The sequence below is a fragment of the Rhodoferax antarcticus ANT.BR genome (assembly GCF_001938565.1).
Lineage (GTDB): Bacteria > Pseudomonadota > Gammaproteobacteria > Burkholderiales > Burkholderiaceae_C > Rhodoferax > Rhodoferax antarcticus.
The window spans coordinates 128284-144080 of sequence record NZ_MSYM01000007.1; the positions used below are offsets into that span (position 1 = coordinate 128284).

Genomic DNA, 15797 nt, shown 5'->3' on the forward strand with positions numbered 1-15797 from the left:
GTGGCGCCTTTTGCCGGGCGGCTGCTCGGCTGTTCACAGGTGGAGGAGGCCTTATGCAAAACCCCATTTCCCTCATCGGTGCGCCCACCGACATTGGCGCAGGCAGCCGCGGTGCCAGCATGGGCCCCGAGGCCCTGCGCGTGGCCAATATCATCCCGGTGCTGCAAAGCCAGGGCCTTGATGTGATCGACCGGGGCAACCTCAGCGGCCCCCCCAACCCATGGCTGGCGCCGGTGGACGGTTACCGGCATCTGGACGAGGTGGCCACCTGGAACCAGTCGGTGCACGACGCGGTGTACGCTGAATTGCAGCTCGATCGCTTGCCGATTTTGCTGGGTGGCGACCACTGCCTGGGTCTGGGCTCGATCAGCGCAGTGGCGCGGCATTGCCGCGACACAGGCAAAAAGCTGCGCATTTTGTGGCTTGATGCCCATGCTGACTTCAACACCAGCCACCTCACCCCCAGCGGCAACATCCACGGCATGCCGGTGGCCTGCCTGTGCGGCTATGGGCCTGAGGTGTTGACCAGCCTTAGCGGCCAGGTGCCCGCCATCAATCCGAAATGGGTCCGCCAGATTGGCATTCGCAGCGTCGATGAAGGCGAAAAGCGCCTGGTGCATGAAGCCGGTCTGGACGTGTTTGACATGCGTTTCATTGACGAGATGGGCATGCGCGCCGCCATGGAGCTGGCGCTAGCGCTGGTGGATGCCAACACGCATCTGCATGTGAGTTTTGACGTGGATTTTCTTGACCCCGACATTGCCCCAGGCGTGGGCACCACGGTGCGCGGCGGGCCCACCTACCGTGAGGCGCAGCTGTGCATGGAGATGATTGCCGACACCGGGCGGCTGGCGTCGCTGGACGTGATGGAACTCAACCCGGCTTTTGATGTGCGCAACCGCACCGCTGAGGTGGCGGTGGATTTGATCGAATCACTGTTTGGCAAAAGCACGCTGATGCGCAAGCGTGCCAGGTAAGGCGGGAACGGCGGGGAACGGCGGGGAATGCGGGTTTGCCAGCCGGGCTGGCGTGGCTGATGTGCTGCCCGGCCTACATCGCAGCAGCAACTCCGTGATGCGCCCGCTGCCGCGCACCAGCGGCAGCGCAAAAACCGCAGAGCGCCCTGCTTAAGCCATCAACTGCACATTGCCCCCGGCTGCCGTGGTGTTGATGGTGACGGTTTTCTCGGCGCAGAAGCGCAACAGGTAGTGCGGGCCGCCGGCTTTGGGGCCGGTGCCGCTCAGGCCTTCACCACCAAACGGCTGCACGCCCACCACCGCGCCGATCTGGTTGCGATTGATGTAAACGTTGCCAATGTGTGCGGCGTGGGCCAGCTGCTGCGCGCGGCTGTCGATGCGGGTCTGGATGCCCAGGGTCAGGCCATAACCCGGCGTGGCACCACCCGGCAATGCCGAACTTCCAAGGGCGTTGATCTGCTCAATCACCTTGAGCGGGTCGCCGCCCCAGCGCACGATGTGCAGCACCGGGCCGAAGATTTCTTCCTTGAGGTCGCTGATGTGTTTCACCTCAAAGGCTTGCGGGCCAATCAGGTTTGCCATTGAATTCATAGCTACTGGCGCTTGTTCTGTAAGGGCTAGAGGCCGATTTTTCATATAATCGACAAGAACATCACGGGTCTCGCTGCGCAAGCGGGTCAGATGACGCTGAATGCCCGAATAGGCCTCCAGGTCGATCACCGGGCCGACATCGGTGGCCAAGTCTGCCGGGTCGCCTACCACCAGTTCGCACGCGGCGCCGCAGATCATCTCAATCACATGGTCGGCAATGTCTTCGTGCACACACAGCAGACGCAAGGCCGAGCAGCGCTGCCCGGCACTGCGAAACGCCGACTGCATCACCGCGTCACACACTTGCTCGGGCAGCGCGGTGCTGTCGACCAGCATGGCGTTGATGCCGCCGGTCTCGGCAATCAGCGGAACAATCGGGCCGTCTTTGGCGGCCAGCGCACGGTTGATGATCTTGGCCACCTGGGTGCTGCCGGTAAACACCACACCCGCCACACCAGGCGCGGCCACCAGCGCGGCACCCACGGTTTCACCCGGGCCGTGCAGCAGTTGCAGCACGCCTTCGGGCACACCAGCGGCGTGCAAGAGTTTCACGGCTTCCAGCGCCACGCCAGGCGTTTGCTCGGCGGGTTTGGCCAGCACGGTGTTGCCAGTGGCCAGTGCAGCGGCGACTTGACCGGTGAAGATGGCCAGTGGAAAGTTCCACGGGCTGATGCACACCCACGGGCCGCGCCCGGTGAGTGTCAGCTCGTTGGTCTCACCGGTGATGCCCAGCAGGGTGTCCCCCTCCAGCCCCGGCAGCATCTGCGGCTGCATGAGGCGCTCGGCTTGCGCGGCGTAGTAGCGCAGGAAGTCGATGGCTTCGCGCACCTCGCTGATGGCGTCGTTCCAGGTTTTGAAGGCCTCTTTGACCAGCAGCGCGCAAAAGCGCGGCAGCTGCGCCTGCAGTGCGTCGGCCGCTTTGCGCAGCACATCGGCGCGCTGGGCCACTGGCGCGGCGCTCCATGTTTTATAGCAGCTTGCGCTTATAGCTATTGGGCCAGAGACCAATTTGGCATCAAACTCTGGCACCACAGGCAGCTGCACCCCCGCGTAAGCGGCCAGCAGCGGCTCGCGCATGGCGGGCACGCTCAGGTCCAGCCCGCTGCTGTTGGCGCGTTGAAATCCAAACACATCTGGCGGCAGCGGCAGTGCGCCACGCGGCTCCTGGCGCAGGGGCGACACCAGCAGCTCGCTGATGGGCACCGATTCGTCGGCCAGCTGGTGCACAAACGACGAGTTGGCGCCGTTTTCCAGCAAGCGGCGCACCAGGTAGGCCAGTAAATCTTTGTGCGCGCCCACCGGGGCGTAAATGCGGCAGGCGATCTGCGGGTTTTTCAGCACTTGGCCGTAAACGCCCTCACCCATACCGTGCAGGCGTTGCAGCTCAAAGCGGGCGGCACCCGCGCTGTGCTGGGCGCTGGCTGATCCAGCGTCGGGCCGCCCCAAGCCGGGTTGCGCCCCCTCGGGGGGCAGCGACCCGTGCAATGGTGGAGCGTGGGGGCCGACCTTCTCCGCCATCTGCAAAATGGCTGAGACCGTGCTGGCGTTGTGCGTGGCGAACTGCGGGTAGATGGCATCGGGCGCGTCCAGCAGCGCTTTGGCGCAAGCCAGGTAGCTCACGTCGGTGTGGTGCTTGTGGGTGAACACCGGGTAGTGCGGCAGGCCCAGTTCCTGCGCGCGTTTGATTTCAGCATCCCAATACGCGCCCTTGACCAGGCGGCACATGAAGCGCAGCTTGTATTGGCGCGCCAGCGCAATCACATGCGCCACCAGCTCCTGCGCATTCGTCTGGTACGACTGCATGGCCAAGCCAAAACCGCGCCACTGCGGCGTGTGTTGCGCCACCAGCGCAGACAGCGCTTCAAACACCTCCAGCGAGAGCTCCAGGCGGTCTACCTCTTCGGCGTCGATGGTCAGGTTGATATTGGCCAGTGCTGCCTGCTCGCACAGACCCCAAACGCGTGGCACCAGCTCCGCCATGACGCGCGCCACCTGGGCAAATTCGTAGCGCGGGTGCAGTGCGCTGAGTTTGATGGATATACCATCATTTTGCTCGCAAGCCCTCGTCCTGTCTGCGTCGACAGCTATTGCCTTAATAGCATTCTGGTAGCTTGCCAGGTGCGCCAACGCATCGACGTCGGTGCGTGCGCCTTCGCCCAGCATGTCGTAGCTGTAGCGCAGGTTGGGCATCTTTTTCTTGGCAGACGTAGCCTCTGCCATGCCCTCGGCCATGGTCTGGCCCAGCACAAACTGGCGGCCCAGCAATTGCACGGCGCGCAGCGTGGCGGCCACCACGGTGCGCGCGCCCAGCTTGGCCAGCAGGCCCGGCTCGGACGTCGGTGCGGCTTTGGCGGCAGTAGGTAAGAAGTGTTTGCTCAGCGCAATGGCGGTGCTTGACAGGCGCGACAGCACCTTGTCGCTGCTGCCTTCAAAGTCCGCCCGGCCGAGCTGGTCGGCGGTGAGCGCGATGGCGGTTTCGGCATCCGGCACGCGCAACAGCGCTTCGGCCAGGCGCATCAGGGCCAGGCCTTCGGCGCTGCTGATCGGGTATTCCTTGAGCAGGCTTTCCATGGCCCAAAAAGGCGGCGGGTTGTTGCGCACCGCCTGCACCCAGGGGGTGGCCAGGCGAGCCACCTCGGCCCAGTCCAGCGCGCGCTCTAGCGCCTGCAGCCGCTGGGTCACGATATCAACCTCGGGGCGATACGGGGTGGGTAAACGTTGGGTGCGCAGCATGACAGTCTCCGGTAGCAAACAAAAACGCTATGTTGTCGGTTTTGGAACTGATTATTTAACTTTTTTTTGCCACATCAATAGTGACTTAAACGTCAAAAATGCTGTTTAGCCGGTCTGGACAGATCACCCCCTTGCCGCTCACAATCCATCCATGCAGCTACTGTTATCCCTACCCAACCGGTGAAACACCCGGCCCTTGTGGCTGCGTCTGGCGGCAGGCGTGTCGCTGGTGGCGAATCTGCCCCGGCTGGCCAGCACTGGGCCCGGCCGACTGACTGACTGACCAACTAACTGGCTAACGTGGCATGGAACTTGACCGCATTGACCGCATTGACCGCAAAATTCTGCAAGCGCTGCAGCAAGACGGGCGCATCAGCAACCTGAAACTGGCCGAAACCGTGGCCCTGTCACCCACCGCGGTGCTGGCACGGGTGCAGCGCCTCACCAAGGAGGGTGTCATTCAGGGCTTTGAGGCGCGGCTGGACCCGGTGAAGCTCGGCGTTGGGCTGATGGTGTTTGTGCAAGTGCTGCTGGACAAAACCACCCCCAACGTGTTCGAGGCCTTCAAGGCCGCCGTTCAGGCGCGTTCTGAGATCATGGAATGTCACATGGTGGCAGGCGGCTTTGACTACCTGCTGAAAACCCGCATGGCCGACATGAATGCCTACCGCGAGTTTGCCGGCACGGTGTTGTGGCAACTGCCCGGTGTGCGCGAGACACGCACTTATGCGGTGATGGAAGAGGTGAAGAGCACCACGCAGCTGCCCCTGTAGCGCCAAGCTTCACCGCTATTGCGAACCCCTTGAATCCAGCCCGATGCCGCACACGGACCATGTTTCAATCCACGCCCCTTACGGGGCGAATTTGGAAGAGGTTACCCCTCTCCCAAATGAATTCTATCCCCCTGAAGGGGGAGGTTTCAAACCAGGATCAGTTTTTGATGAACAAAGTCCCCGTCACAGCCAACGCAGCGCGGCAGTCCAGACTGTTGGAAGTCATGGTTTGCTTCACAGCGTTCGCAATGACAGCTGCATTCAATTCGAGCCTGGCCCCTTCCATGCTCGTCACAGAACATCCACCGGGCGCGTGCAATACTCTACTCATGTCTGCGACATCACTTTCTGCCAGCCCGAGGCCCCAGCATTTTTTTATTGCCGCCACTTTGTCGCTGGTGTCGGTTTACCTGACGTTTTCAGGCCACGGCTACATCATTCTGCCCACGTCGGGCAGTTGGATCACCATCATTCATTTGCCGACCATTCTGGCTGGCATATTGGGAGGCTGGTGGGTGGGTGCGGTGGTGGGGGGTGTTTTTGGCTTGTCAGCCATGGTGTATGCAGCGCAGTCTGATGTGGCGGTGTTTGCTGACGTTTGGGTGTCGCTGCCACCGCGGATCGTGGTCGGACTGGTGGCCGGCGCTGTGTTCAGCCGGAGCGTGCGCTGGGGTGAGCATGTGGCGGTGTTGGCTGCCGCCGTGGCCGGTACCCTGACCAACACCGTTTTGGTGCTGTCGGCAGCGGTGTGGCGGGGTTATTTCAGTGCCGATGTGGCCATCAACGTGGCGACAAAACATTTCGTTCTGGAGGTGAGCGTCGCTGCCATCGGCACCCTGTTGCTGACCCTGGTTTGGCGGGCACTGCAGGTGGCATTGGGTAAAGTCAGGCAAGCCGACACATGAAGCTCAGTGACCTACGGGTACGCATCAACAGCTATATCGTGCTGGGGTTTTTGACGCTGGTGACCGTGTTTGGGGTGACCTTGGTGACCCATCAAAACGCGCTCTATCACAGCACCGTTGACAAGCTAAAAAAATCCGTTGGCATCTTCCACCAGCTCAATCAGGCCAGGTTTTTGGCCCTAGCGCAGACTGCTGATGCTGATGCTGATGCTGATGCTGATGCTGATGCTGATGCTGTCCCGATGTCGGGCTTGGGTGATGTGCTGAAGTTGGAAGAATTTTTGTTTATTCGGCTCTACGACGCGCAAGGAAAGCCGCTGCTGCACCTGTTCAATGACAGCAGTTTTACGTCGGAATCGGTCGATGCCAAGTTCCCCGCGCCCCGGGTCACGCGTGAGCAACAAAGCTGGTCAGAAGAAAACATCTACCTGACCGATCCGCCCCGGGTTTACGCCTTGGTGGTTTACTCCACCCCCGTGCAGGTTACGGGCCAGCGGGTGGCTTACATCGACTACATGTACGACGTATCGGCCTATAAAAACCAGTTTTTTTACTTAACCAGCATGATCATCGTTTTTTTGCTGCTCACCCTGCTGATGCTGGCCCTGATCGTGAATCTGCTGTTTTCTCGGTTTTACGAGGACAACATTCAGGGATATTTCCAAATTAGCCCAGACGGCCGCTTGCTTAATGTGAATTCGGTTTTAGCCAGCACACTGGGGTATGCGTCGAAGAAAGCGTTGCTGGGCGAGGCCGAGGTGTTTGTGCGCAGCAACGACCTGCTGACGCACATCCAGCACATCGCAGCGCGTGCGGTGGCTGGGCCGGGCATGGAGCTGCTCTTGCGCTGCCGGCTGGGTGAAGTTCGCTGGTGCGAGGTATCGGTGGAGCCGGTGCGCAGCATCCGTGGCGAGGTGCTTTACCATGAATGCTTGGTGTCTGACATCAGTGACAAAAAGGCCAAGGAAGCGGCCGAGCTGAAGTATTTGCAGGCCACCCGGGAGATCAACCGCCAGTTGGAGCAAAAAGTCGCTGAGCGAACCCAAGCCCTAGAGACCCTGCAAAAGCAAACCGACCTGCTCGCACGCACCGACACCCTGACCGGCTTGAGCAACCGGCGGGATTTTTACGACAAAACCCAGCACGAGCTGAGCCGGCGCAAACGGTTAGGGTGTGAAGCCGCTTTGGTGATGATTGACATTGATTTTTTTAAGCGGGTCAATGACACCTACGGCCATTTGTCCGGTGACGAGGTCTTGAAAGCCATGAGCCACGTGGCGCAATCGGCCAACCGGGCAACCGACATTCTGGCGCGCATCGGGGGAGAAGAGTTTGCGATCTTCATGCCCGACACCGCGCTGACCGATGCACTGCAGGTGGCCGAGCGCCTGCGGCTGGCGTTGGCCAACACAACCGTCACTTTGCCCGAGGGCCAGCACATTCAGATCACCGTCTCAATGGGGGTAACCAGCACCCAGCCCAACGACACCCACATCGACGACCTGCTCAAGCGCGTCGACACCGCCCTCTACCAAGCCAAAAACACCGGCCGCAACCGGGTTTGCCAAGCCTACCCCCCGCCACTCGCCAATTAACCACCACACCCATACCGGTTTGCTTAACTTTCAAGACCTTGATGCCACCCCAGAACATGAAAACCCAGCCGTCACTGCCAGCGCAACGCGGCACTCCAAGCTGTTGGAAGTCATGGATTGCTTCACTGCGTTCGCAATGACGGCGTGCGTTCATGGAAAGTTTGGGCCGTTGTGTGGATCAGGCTGACGGGCTGCGATGCGCCGGAACTGCCAAAGACTCAGCGCGCTCGCCCGCGCACACCTAAAAAGCCACCCTGACCAGCCTGCAAAAGCTGACTACAAAAACAAACTGAATCAAGCCGGATAGTGACGCGCCCCAAAAATTGCCGAGCCAACACGCACCATGGTGCTGCCCGAGGCAATCGCCGCTTCCAGATCCGCACTCATGCCCATCGACAAGGTATCCAGCGTCAATCCTTCCGCGTTTAATGCATCAAATAGGTCTCTAGCCCTTTTAAATAAAGCGCAAGCAGCTACACAATCAGTAGCAAGCTCAGGAATGCACATCAGCCCGCGCACCTGCAGGCGCGGCAACGCTTTCACCGCCTGAACCAATGCCAGCGCGTCTTCAGGGGTCACGCCAGACTTGGTGGGGCCGCCATCGACATTCACCTGAATACACACCTGCAGCGCCGACAAATGCGCTGGGCGCTGCTCGCTCAGGCGCTGGGCAATTTTCAGGCGGTCCACGGTGTGCACCCAGTCAAAATGCTCGGCCACCAAGCGCGTCTTGTTGCTCTGAATCGGGCCGATGCAGTGCCACACCAGCGGCAGATTACGCAGCGCGGTGATTTTCTGCACCGCTTCCTGAATGTAGTTTTCACCAAACGCCGTCTGTCCGGCCTCAAAGGCGGCCAGCACCGCGTCGGCGTCAAAGGTTTTGGAGACCGCCAAAAGTGTGACGGAATCGTCAGCCCGCCCTGCTGCTTGGCAGGCGGCGTGAATGCGGGCCTGCACGGCCTTCAACTGCTTAGGAATCATGGTCATAATTGCTTTAGCGTAACAAACAATCTCGGGGGTTTTGTGGATATCACCCAGTTGCTGGCTTTCAGCGTCAAAAACAAGGCATCCGACTTGCATCTGTCGGCCGGTCTACCGCCCATGATCCGTGTGCATGGCGACGTGCGCCGCCTCAATGTGGAGCCGCTGGACCACAAGCAGGTGCACGGCATGGTGTACGACATCATGAACGACGCGCAGCGCAAACACTACGAAGCCTTTCTGGAGATCGACTTCTCGTTCGAGATTGAGGGCTTGGCACGCTTTCGGGTCAACGCTTTTAACCAGCAGCGCGGCTGCGGTGCCGTGTTCCGGACCATTCCGAGCAAGATTTTGACCCTGGAGCAGCTCAATTGCCCGAAGATCTTTGCCGACCTGGCCATGAAGCCGCGCGGCTTGGTGCTGGTGACCGGCCCCACCGGCTCAGGCAAATCGACCACCCTGGCAGCCATGGTGAACTACCTCAACGAAAACGAGTTTGGCCACATCCTGACGGTAGAAGACCCGATTGAATTCGTGCATGAGTCGAAAAAGTGCCTGATCAACCAGCGCGAGGTCGGGCCACACACGCAAAGTTTTGCCGCCGCCCTGCGCTCGGCTCTGCGCGAAGACCCTGACGCGATTCTGGTGGGTGAAATGCGCGATCTGGAAACCATTCGCCTGGCCATGACCGCCGCTGAAACCGGCCACCTGGTGTTTGGCACGCTGCACACCAGCAGTGCTGCCAAGACCATTGACCGGATCATTGACGTGTTTCCGGCGGAAGAAAAAGAAATGGTGCGCGCCATGTTGAGCGAGTCGCTGCAGGCGGTGATCTCGCAAACCCTGTGCAAAACCAAGGACGGCCAAGGCCGGGTGGCCGCGCACGAGATCATGCTTGGCACCAGCGCGATTCGCAACCTGATCCGCGAAGCCAAGGTGGCGCAGATGTATTCAAGCATCCAGACCGGCAACAGCGTGGGCATGCAAACGCTGGACCAGAACCTGACCGACCTGGTGCGCCGCAGCATCATCACCCCGGCGGAGGCCCGCACCAAGGCCAAGATTCCCGAAAACTTCCCCGGCTAGAGCAATGGCCCCCACGCTTGTCATTTAGAGAGGTTTTTCATGGAACGCGATCAGGCCACCTCATTCATCACCGACCTGCTCAAGCTCATGGTGGGCCGCGGCGGCAGTGATTTGTTTCTCACCGCTGAACTACCGCCCGCCATCAAGGTGGACGGCAAGGTTACCAAGGTGTCGCCGCAGCCGCTGAACGGCACGCACACCATTGCGCTGGCACGCGCCATCATGAACGACCGCCAGATAGCCGAGTTTGAGCGCACCAAAGAGTGCAACTTTGCCATCTCACCGCCCACGCTGGGGCGCTTTCGGGTCAACGCCTTCATGCAGCAGGGCAAGGTAGGGATGGTGTTGCGGACGATCCCCAGCAAGCTGCCCACTATTGACGGCCTGAAAATGCCGCAAATCCTGAAAGACATCGTTAACACCAAACGCGGTCTGTGCATTCTGGTGGGCTCCACTGGTTCAGGCAAAACCACCACGCTGGCGGCGATGGTCGACTGGCGCAACGAGACCACTTTCGGCCACATCATCACCGTGGAAGACCCAATCGAGTTCGTCCACGCGCACAAAAACTGCGTCGTGACCCAACGCGAGGTCGGCATCGACACCGACAGCTGGGAAGCGGCGCTGAAAAACACCTTGCGCCAGGCCCCAGATGTGATTTTGATGGGCGAAATTCGCGACCGTGAAACCATGGAACTGGCCATCGCCTTTGCCGAAACCGGCCACCTGTGCCTGGCCACGCTGCACGCCAACAGCACCAACCAGGCCATCGACCGGGTCATCAACTTCTTCCCCGAAGAGCGCAGGCAGCAGGTGCTAATGGACTTGTCGCTCAACCTGAAAGCCATGGTTTCGCAGCGTTTGATCGTCAAACCCGACGGCAAGGGCCGCACAGCGGTGGTGGAGATCATGATCAACTCGCCGCTGATTTCCGACCTGATCTTCAAGGGCCAGGTCCTCGAGATCAAGGAGGTCATGAAAAAGAGCACCAACATCGGTATGCAGACCTTTGACCAGTCACTGTTCACGGCTTATGAAGAAAGCACCATCACTTATGAAGACGCGCTGCGTAACGCCGATTCGGTCAACGATTTGCGGCTGCAAATCAAGCTCAACAGCAAGCGCGGGCGCAGCAGCAATCTAGCTGCCGGCACCGAGAGCATCACGATCATTTAACGCGATCACCTTTGACATGACTGCCCAGGACGCCAACGCATGACCCGCACCAGCTACGACCCCACGCCCGCGCAACACGTCGCCTTTTTGGGCCTGGGTGTGATGGGTTACCCGATGGCCGGCCACCTGGCGCGCGCCGGGCACCAAGTCACCGTGTACAACCGAACAACCTCTAAATCAATAGCATGGTGCGCAGAATGCACGGGGGCTAGAGGCCAATTTGATGCCTTAACTTACGCCGAGACACCACGCCAGGCAATGCAAGGCGCCACGCTGGTCTTTTGCTGCGTAGGCAATGACGATGACCTGCGCAGTGTGGTGCTGGGCCCGGATGGTGCGTTTGCCGGTATGCAAGCGGGCGCGGTGCTGGTAGACCACACCACCGCGTCAGCCAACGTGGCCCGCGAGCTTTACGCCGCCGCGCAAGCACTCGGCCTGCATTTTGTCGATGCGCCGGTATCAGGCGGTCAGGCGGGCGCGCAAAACGGCGCTTTGACAGTCATGTGTGGTGGCGACAAGGCGGCGTTTGAAGCCGCCCGGCCGGTGGCCATGGCCTACTCCAGGGCGTTCACGCTGCTGGGCGACAGCGGCGCCGGGCAGCTGGCCAAAATGGTCAACCAGATCTGCATCGCTGGCCTGGTGCAAGGCTTGTCAGAAGCGATTGCTTTTGGCGAGCGCGCCGGGCTGGACATGGCCCAGGTGCTTGACGTGATCGGCAAGGGCGCTGCGCAAAGCTGGCAGATGGACAACCGTGGCAAGACCATGGTGGCGGGAAAATTTGACTTTGGCTTTGCGGTGGACTGGATGCGCAAGGACCTCGGCCTGGTGCTGGACGAAGCCCGGCGCAATGGCGCCAAACTTCCCGTGACCGCGCTGGTGGACCAGTTTTACGCCGATGTGCAGCAGATGGGCGGCAATCGCTGGGACACCTCTAGCCTGATTAAACGGCTGAAGTAGGGCGCCAGCAACGGCGGGTCAAGCGCGCTCTGCCATCAGCACCCGCTTGCGGGCCTGCATCTGGCGACCCAGCTCGCGCAGGTCCAGCGCACTTTTCTTCGCCTTGGGAAACATCTGCGTTTGCTCTTCCTTGACGTGGTGCTTGACGAACTCGCCCATCACTTTCAACTTGGCGTCAAACATCTCGCCGTCGGGCTCGACGCCTTCCACTTGGGCAATCAGCGCTTTCACAGAATCGTGCTCCACGTGCGCTTCGGGCACCAGTTCGTGGTCTTTCAGCGCCTCTTTGAACGCGGGGTAGAAGATCTCTTCTTCAAGTTGGGTGTGCACCTTTAACTCGGTGCAGATCTTTGCCACGATGGCCTTCTTTTTCTCGGGTGAGCGCGCCTTCTCAAAATCTTCAAACAAACCGCTGACCAGTTTGTGGTCGGCACGCAGCATGGTCGTAGCGTCCTGGGCTTTGGAGGCGGTCTTGCGGGCGGCAGTTTTCTTGGTCACGGTTCTGGGCATGGTCGTCATGGGTTACTCCTTAAAGAATGTGAATGCTGCGCCGACAATCGGCCAGTACATCGTCGCTCCAGCAGCCTTTGGGTTTTGTCAGACGCGATCTCAAGAGGTTGTAGGGAAACAGCGCTGTTCTCAAAAACAGGGAGGATGGGGCTAAAACACATTCGGTGCGCCAAGCCATCGTCCTCAGGTCGCTGCGGGCGCTCACAACACGGGTGGATCCGTCTCGCGCTCGGGGTGCCGGTGGGCCGCCAGCGCTTTGACGAACGTCTGCGTCGCCGTGCCCGTGCCGTCGTCGACCACGATGCCCGGATCGGCTTGTCCGTTGGGCAGATCGACGGAAATATCCGCCTGATCAAGCAGCATGGCCGAGGCGCCCATCACCATGATGGGCTTGGCGTGTCGGTATTGATCGGTCACGAAATCCATCGCTTGGCCCAAGGACGCGAGTTCGTCGACGCCGTCAGCACCATCGGGCAGCACCAGACCATCGAATAAAAAGCCCGGCTCGTTTTCAAACGACGCGTCGGCCTCCAATGCCACGCCGTCAGCAGTTTCTATCGCTCCGATGTGGGGGCCCACAAAACGTGGGACGGCGCCTTCTGCGAACAGGGCGGCGTGCACGTCGAGGGCGGTCTGGCCGACGATGCCGGGAGCGACAAGGATAGCGACCTTGCGGGCCGTGATCGAGCCGTCGCCCGGCCGGGCTTTGAGCGACAGCGTGGGTGACTTCGTGACCTCCGGTGTGGGCGGCTGCTCCAGAGCCTTGGGCATGGCATCAGGCAGCGTTTTGATGCCCAGCCCGGCGGCCACGCGCTTCGCCAGTGGTTCGCAGACGTTGCGCAACGAAGACACCATGCGCTCGCGGATCGCAGGCACCTGCACCTTAGACAGCTCAAAGCGAAACGCTGCCGCAATGTGCGCCTGCTCCACCGGGGTCTGGCTGTCAAAAAACAGCGTGGCCTGGGTGTAGTGGTCAGCAAACTTTTCGGGTTTCGCCCGTACCTTGGCCTGCTCCTCTTTGGCCTGGAGTTTCTCGGGGACGGTCACAAAGCCGTGGGCGGCACCCGCCTGGAACGGACAGCCGCCGCCCAACGAGTTCGGCTCGTAGGACACGCGCCCACGCGCAATCGACTGGCGGTGCATGCCGTCACGCTGGTTGTTGTGCACCGGCGCGAGCGGTGCGTTGATGGGAATCTCGTGGAAATTGGGGCCACCTAGGCGCGAGATCTGCGTATCTGCATAGGAGTGGATGCGCCCCGCCAGCAAGGGATCGTTGGAGAAGTCGATGCCAGGCACCACATGGGCGACGCAAAAGGCCACTTGCTCAGTCTCGGCAAAAAAGTTGTCGGGGTTGCGGTTGAGCACCATGCGCCCGACCTTCTGCACCGGCACCAGCTCTTCTGGGACGATCTTGGTGGCATCCAGGATGTCGAAGCTGAAGGCCGCGCCCTCCTCTTCAGAGAACACCTGAAAGCCCAGCTCCCATTCGGGGAAGGCGCCGGCCTCAATGCGCTCCCACAGGTCGCGCCGGTGGTAGTCGGGATCGGCGCCAGAGATTTTTACCGCTTCATCCCACACCAGGGAATGGGTGCCGAATTTCGGCTCCCAGTGGAACTTCACGAACGACACCTCGCCCGCGTCATTGACCAGCTTGTAGGTATGCACGCCAAAGCCTTGCATAGTGGCGAAACTGCGCGGGATGGCGCGGTCTGACATCAGCCACATCAGCGTGTGGGTGGACTCAGGCATGAGGCTCACGAAGTCCCAGAAGGTATCGTGAGCAGATGCGGCCTGCGGCATGGCGTGGTGCGGCTCGGGCTTGACGGCATGCACCAGGTCGGGGAATTTCATGGCATCCTGGATGAAGAACACCGGCATGTTGTTGCCCACAAGATCCCAGATGCCTTCGTCGGTGTAGAACTTCACCGCGAAGCCGCGCACATCGCGTGCCGTGTCTTTGGAGCCACGCTCGCCAGCCACGGTGGAGAAGCGCGCGAACACCGGTGTAATCTTCCCCCCCTCCTTGAACGGTGCAGCTTTGGTGAGGTGGCTAAGCGGCCCGTAACTCTCGAAATAGCCGTGCGCTCCTGAGCCCCGTGCGTGGACGATGCGCTCAGGGATGCGCTCGTGGTCAAAGTGGGTGATCTTCTCGCGCAAGATGAAATCTTCCAGCAGTGCCGGCCCGCGCACGCCCAACTTCAACGAGTTCTGGTTGTCGGCGATGCGCACGCCCTGGTTGGTGGTGAGCATCTGGCCGGTGGCATCAGACCGCACGCACTCCAGGCTGCGGGTACCCGCGTTGACCCCTGGCGGCGGTGGCTCGCCAGTTTTGTTCGAGGCGTTTTTTTCAGTCAGCGTGCTGCCGCCGGGCAGATTCGATTCTGGCGTGGCGCTGCTGCCGGGCGGCGGGTTCAGACCTTGGTCAAAACCGTGCTCGGACGCCTTGGTGGCGTTGAACGGCATGGCGGCGGCGAGCGCTTGGGTGTGCGCCATCTTCATGGACGCCGGGTCGTCGTTCGCACCAACAGCGTTCGATGGGCCGCTGTCGGTGTTGCGGGCGCCTGCCTTGGCGGGGGCTTTGCTCTTGGAGGTGGGATCAAGCTTGGGCATGGTTGTCGCTCATGGGTTGTGTCGGCAGGATTGCCAGGGAGCAAGGTTAGGCCGCACACTGCCACGCAGGCGTAGGACGCCACCTCGAAACGAGGTTCCAACGGCGCTGGGACTATGTGACACAAACGCACTGCATAGCGTCGGGGCCACGTCCTACATCCTTCTTCGGGTACTCGCTGCAAACTGAAGTCCTTGACAACGCGGCTGGCTTCATTCGAATCAAGCGTCGTTCAACCACTTCAAGGAGAAAGAGTATGGGCAAGTATTTCATTGCATGGCTGCTGGGCGTGCCGGCGTTTGCGCTGTTGATTTTTTGGCTCATCTAATGGCAAAGATTCCTGCGGCTGGCGCCGAAGGCCGACGCGGCGACGCAGATAAGGGTCTGACCCTGCCGAGTCGGCACGGCCAACCCGTGCCGCGTCTGCCACACGAGCGCGACGAATCCAGCGACAGCCATCCGGGCACCGCGGATGATCGGATCAAGCAAGCTGCGCGCGATATTGCGCACGGCCAGCAGGACACCGGGCGCACACCCGTTGTCACCGAGCTTGCCCGCCAAGAATTTCCCTCCCACAAGCAGGAAAAAACCAAGCCTTGACGCCAAGCGCGCCACCTGCACGCCCCAAGTTGCGCTGAGCGAGCGGCAGCTCAGCAGAAAGAGCCAGAACCCGACGTGGCGCCGGGTGCGCGAAGACGACGCGACAAACCAGGAGGCGGACACGGTAACCAGCATGGCCGGCCACTGCAGAGCAGAAATCCATTGATCCAAATTGTTCTCCCTTCGGGGTGGACGCTGCATCGAGCAGGTTGGTGGGTCTTCACTCAATATGCGCAGAGCGGCGCACGGCATGTGTCGGACCGTTTCGCCACTCCAGGTAGGACGTATCTGATGACCCGCGCCCT

The 15797-nt window shown here is 60.8% G+C and carries 12 protein-coding genes; 8 read left to right on the forward strand and 4 right to left on the reverse strand.

The window, feature by feature from the left end; all coding sequences use genetic code 11:
• The first annotated feature begins 53 nt into the window (after window positions 1-53).
• On the forward strand, window positions 54-977 hold the full coding sequence (gene rocF / locus BLL52_RS03880; RefSeq protein WP_075585401.1) for an arginase: 924 nt from the start codon (window positions 54-56) through the stop codon (window positions 975-977).
• A gap of 150 nt (window positions 978-1127) precedes the next feature.
• Here the strand turns inward: rocF and BLL52_RS03885 are convergent, their stop codons facing one another.
• Entirely contained in the window at window positions 1128-4301 is a 3174-nt protein-coding gene (locus tag BLL52_RS03885) for an L-glutamate gamma-semialdehyde dehydrogenase (protein WP_075585402.1), read from the reverse strand.
• Window positions 4302-4606: 305 nt separating this feature from the next.
• Between BLL52_RS03885 and BLL52_RS03890 the strand changes: the two genes are divergently transcribed.
• The 3 genes from BLL52_RS03890 (at window position 4607) to BLL52_RS03900 (ending at window position 7574) form a co-directional block, all read left to right on the forward strand.
• Window positions 4607-5074: an Lrp/AsnC ligand binding domain-containing protein gene (locus BLL52_RS03890; protein WP_075585403.1), complete on the forward strand. Its 468-nt coding sequence runs from the start codon at window positions 4607-4609 to the stop codon at window positions 5072-5074.
• Window positions 5075-5403: 329 nt separating this feature from the next.
• The gene (locus BLL52_RS03895) at window positions 5404-5979 is read left to right on the forward strand and encodes an ECF transporter S component (RefSeq protein WP_075585404.1); all 576 of its coding nucleotides are present in this window, start codon (window positions 5404-5406) and stop codon (window positions 5977-5979) included.
• Entirely contained in the window at window positions 5976-7574 is a 1599-nt protein-coding gene (locus BLL52_RS03900) for a sensor domain-containing diguanylate cyclase (protein ID WP_075585405.1), read from the forward strand. Before BLL52_RS03895 ends, BLL52_RS03900 begins: the two co-directional genes overlap by 4 nt.
• 294 nt (window positions 7575-7868) lie before the next feature.
• On the opposite strand, the gene BLL52_RS03905 is transcribed toward BLL52_RS03900, so the two are convergent.
• Entirely contained in the window at window positions 7869-8561 is a 693-nt protein-coding gene (locus tag BLL52_RS03905; RefSeq protein WP_075585406.1) for a YggS family pyridoxal phosphate-dependent enzyme, read from the reverse strand.
• A gap of 36 nt (window positions 8562-8597) precedes the next feature.
• On the opposite strand from BLL52_RS03905, the gene BLL52_RS03910 reads away from it, so the two are divergent.
• Genes BLL52_RS03910 through BLL52_RS03920 form a run of 3 tightly spaced genes read left to right on the forward strand, consistent with a single transcriptional unit; the run spans window position 8598 to window position 11774 of the window.
• On the forward strand, window positions 8598-9641 hold the full coding sequence (locus BLL52_RS03910) for a type IV pilus twitching motility protein PilT (protein ID WP_075585407.1): 1044 nt from the start codon (window positions 8598-8600) through the stop codon (window positions 9639-9641).
• 39 nt (window positions 9642-9680) lie between these two features.
• Complete coding sequence (locus BLL52_RS03915; protein WP_075585408.1) at window positions 9681-10817, forward strand: PilT/PilU family type 4a pilus ATPase; 1137 nt, start codon at window positions 9681-9683, stop codon at window positions 10815-10817.
• Window positions 10818-10856: 39 nt separating this feature from the next.
• A complete protein-coding gene (locus BLL52_RS03920; RefSeq protein WP_075585409.1) occupies window positions 10857-11774 on the forward strand; it encodes an NAD(P)-dependent oxidoreductase in 918 nt (305 codons plus the stop codon).
• An 18-nt stretch (window positions 11775-11792) separates the two neighbouring features.
• On the opposite strand, the gene BLL52_RS03925 is transcribed toward BLL52_RS03920, so the two are convergent.
• Both BLL52_RS03925 and BLL52_RS03930 read right to left on the reverse strand, forming a co-directional pair.
• Window positions 11793-12293 carry a hemerythrin domain-containing protein gene (locus BLL52_RS03925; RefSeq protein WP_320060569.1) on the reverse strand — a complete coding sequence of 167 codons (501 nt, stop codon included), beginning with the start codon at window positions 12291-12293 and terminating at the stop codon, window positions 11793-11795.
• Between the two features lie 192 nt (window positions 12294-12485).
• On the reverse strand, window positions 12486-14894 hold the full coding sequence (locus tag BLL52_RS03930) for a catalase (protein ID WP_075585410.1): 2409 nt from the start codon (window positions 14892-14894) through the stop codon (window positions 12486-12488).
• A gap of 325 nt (window positions 14895-15219) precedes the next feature.
• On the opposite strand from BLL52_RS03930, the gene BLL52_RS03935 reads away from it, so the two are divergent.
• Window positions 15220-15492 carry a hypothetical protein gene (locus BLL52_RS03935; protein WP_075585411.1) on the forward strand — a complete coding sequence of 91 codons (273 nt, stop codon included), beginning with the start codon at window positions 15220-15222 and terminating at the stop codon, window positions 15490-15492.
• Window positions 15493-15797: the final 305 nt, after the last annotated feature.

What these genes read in the sequence shown, in the direction of transcription:
- BLL52_RS03925 (WP_320060569.1), bottom strand. Translation starts at nt 12,293, where the DNA reads ATGACGACCATGCCCAGAACCGTGACCAAGAAAACTGCCGCCCGCAAG.
- BLL52_RS03895 (WP_075585404.1), top strand. Translation starts at nt 5,404, where the DNA reads ATGTCTGCGACATCACTTTCTGCCAGCCCGAGGCCCCAGCATTTTTTT.
- BLL52_RS03905 (WP_075585406.1), bottom strand. Translation starts at nt 8,561, where the DNA reads ATGACCATGATTCCTAAGCAGTTGAAGGCCGTGCAGGCCCGCATTCAC.
- BLL52_RS03890 (WP_075585403.1), top strand. Translation starts at nt 4,607, where the DNA reads ATGGAACTTGACCGCATTGACCGCATTGACCGCAAAATTCTGCAAGCG.
- BLL52_RS03900 (WP_075585405.1), top strand. Translation starts at nt 5,976, where the DNA reads ATGAAGCTCAGTGACCTACGGGTACGCATCAACAGCTATATCGTGCTG.
- BLL52_RS03930 (WP_075585410.1), bottom strand. Translation starts at nt 14,894, where the DNA reads ATGCCCAAGCTTGATCCCACCTCCAAGAGCAAAGCCCCCGCCAAGGCA.
- BLL52_RS03935 (WP_075585411.1), top strand. Translation starts at nt 15,220, where the DNA reads ATGGCAAAGATTCCTGCGGCTGGCGCCGAAGGCCGACGCGGCGACGCA.
- BLL52_RS03915 (WP_075585408.1), top strand. Translation starts at nt 9,681, where the DNA reads ATGGAACGCGATCAGGCCACCTCATTCATCACCGACCTGCTCAAGCTC.
- BLL52_RS03885 (WP_075585402.1), bottom strand. Translation starts at nt 4,301, where the DNA reads ATGCTGCGCACCCAACGTTTACCCACCCCGTATCGCCCCGAGGTTGAT.
- rocF (WP_075585401.1), top strand. Translation starts at nt 54, where the DNA reads ATGCAAAACCCCATTTCCCTCATCGGTGCGCCCACCGACATTGGCGCA.
- BLL52_RS03920 (WP_075585409.1), top strand. Translation starts at nt 10,857, where the DNA reads ATGACCCGCACCAGCTACGACCCCACGCCCGCGCAACACGTCGCCTTT.